Origin of the sequence: Bacteriovorax sp. DB6_IX (genome assembly GCF_000447775.1) — a bacterium.
Taxonomy (GTDB): domain Bacteria; phylum Bdellovibrionota; class Bacteriovoracia; order Bacteriovoracales; family Bacteriovoracaceae; genus Halobacteriovorax_A.
Genome location: NZ_AUNJ01000157.1, coordinates 1 through 2226, shown reverse-complemented (window position 1 = coordinate 2226; position 2226 = coordinate 1). Strand labels below are relative to the sequence as shown.

The window sequence follows — 2226 nt, the reverse complement described above, 5'->3', positions numbered from 1 at the left end:
AGGATATGCGATTTCATTTATCTCTCTCAAGTGTTTAAATTTTATTTGCTTCACGAATCGCTTCTTCAAGCGATTTTTTTTGGCTTAATTTCGCCGCGAGATAAACTCTTTCAGGGTGGATCATTCCGCCAGAAAGACATTCAAGTCGCTTCTTCGGTATAAAGGCCGTTTTCATAACAATCTGTTTAAGTTGCATTGGCGTTAACTTGGGATTGATCTCGCTTGCACGCAAAATGATATTGAGGGCAAAGGGGGAGGCCATTGAGGTTCCGTTTAGTGCGAGACTTCCTCCACCTGAGTGAGCCGAGACAACCATTTGTCCTGGTGCAAAGATATCAACTGTTTGTTTTCCTCGTTTTGAAAATGAGGCCTCTTTTAATTTATTCCAGTCTTTTTGAGCTTTGTAGTCACTTGTATTGAGTGCGCCAACGATGAGCATATTTTCAAATGAGTATGAGGCCGGGAAATTTTGATTACCTGCTAAATCAAGGTCCAGTGCCGACCTACCGTTACCGGCAGCAACCGTAAATAGTGTCTCCGGGTTATCTTTTAAAAGTTTTTCCAAGGCAAAGAAGGATTCATTAGGCGCAGAAAGTGGAGCACCTGGAAATCCTATGGCAAAACTCATATTGGCAAATTTGACTTTATTTTTTTGAATATATTGATTTGCTCCAAGCAAATGCCTTGCGATGGCCACATCACCAGCAAAACCAACTAGGCCATAGTTCTTGGTCTTTTCAAGGGCCTTGGCCGCCACATGGGTTCCATGTGAGACAGGATAGGGTGTGTGAGTGAGAAAGTGTGTTTCTCGAATATTATTATCATCACGATCTAAGTCTAATCCGTAATCTTCTTGAATATGCCAACCAAAACTATCGTCAACTCGTCCATTGCCATCATTATCAATACCATCAAAGGGAATATCGACAGGTGAGTTGTAAAGATATTTTGTGATCGAGGGATGTGAGATATCAAAACCTGTATCAATGATCACAACGGGAGATCTTTGAGATTCAAAGAATTGCAATTCACCCCTTTTTGTAAGGAGGGCCCTTATGTCGAGATCACGACTTTCGTGATAAGTTCCCAGCTTATTTCCCTGAGGATCAAATGACGTGAAGCTTTCCACATGACCAGCAAATTCATAGCCTGCCTTGAGTTGGATGTGGAAGGTCTTTATGACTTTTCCTTCCTTGTTCAGTTGATCGATTTTATAGGGGTAGTAATCATCGAGTTTAAAGTGTTTGATGGCGCGAGGAGTGAAACTACTTTGATGGACAACCCACTCTTTGATGCGAAACTCTTCGCCATTTTTAATAATAATTTCTTCTTTTGATTTAAGTTTTTGCGTTTCAGTATCTAGCACTGTTTTCACAAAGTGATTTTCTGTAAAGTATTCTGACTTTGCGAGGTAAGTGAAGCGTCCCTCTGCACTCCAGGATTTTTCTAGAGTTGGGCCGAATACATTATAGAGTTTATGAGAAACAAGCTTCTTTGTTCTAGGATGATATTCCTTAGACTCTTTGAGCTCTCCCTCTTTGCACTGGTAATATGTTGTATAACCATATTCGTCTGTACTTTGCTCTGATTGCGGGCAAGGCACGGCCAGAGATTTAGTGGCCATTAAGATAAGTAAAGGTAGTGCTTTTGAAACTGTTACAAATTTTGTCATGGCCCAACCTAGGTCTCGATGCATAAATCGTATAGGGGATTGTAAGTTTTCTAGGATATCTTTGATTGTAAGTAGTTGAAATATTAATTGATTTTAATAATAGGAAAATCTCTCCGAGCTTCTTCTGTAAAGGCCATGATCTATAATAGGAGTTATTGCAAAGGAAATTGAATATGAGTTTAGTTGTGAGAAGTGCTCTTAAGCTTTGGGCCAAGGTAGGAATTGCTCCTGGATACCTCTATCAGTATATTGATCAGAATTTTAAAGACTCTCAGGATTTGAAGATGGCCAAGATTATCGGAGGAAATCAAGTGCGATGTGATCTCAGGGATCATGTCCAAAAGCAAATCTATTTCTTTGGCTGTTATGAGCCAATAGAGAACTTTCTCTTTTCTGGTCTGATTAAAGAAGACAGCAATATTTTAGACGTTGGGGCCAATATAGGATTCTATAGTTTAACTCTGAGTAATAAGTTAAAAACAGGAAAGCTCTATAGCTTTGAAGCTGTTCCAAAAACTTTTGAAAAACTCTCTTATAATATTGTTAAAAGTCAA

Annotated in this window: 1 protein-coding gene and 1 pseudogene; one reads left to right on the top strand and one right to left on the bottom strand. The window is 39.3% G+C overall.

Features of this window, described 5'->3' with window-relative positions:
- Positions 1-34: 34 nt before the first annotated feature.
- A complete protein-coding gene (locus M901_RS04665) occupies positions 35-1672 on the bottom strand; it encodes a S8 family serine peptidase (protein ID WP_157679831.1) in 1638 nt (545 codons plus the stop codon).
- Between the two features lie 173 nt (positions 1673-1845).
- On the opposite strand from M901_RS04665, the pseudogene M901_RS04660 reads away from it, so the two are divergent.
- Positions 1846-2226, top strand: a pseudogene (locus M901_RS04660) (FkbM family methyltransferase); the annotation flags it as partial.

Coding starts and splice junctions, on each gene's coding strand:
- M901_RS04665 (WP_157679831.1), bottom strand. CDS start 1,672: ATGACAAAATTTGTAACAGTTTCAAAAGCACTACCTTTACTTATCTTA.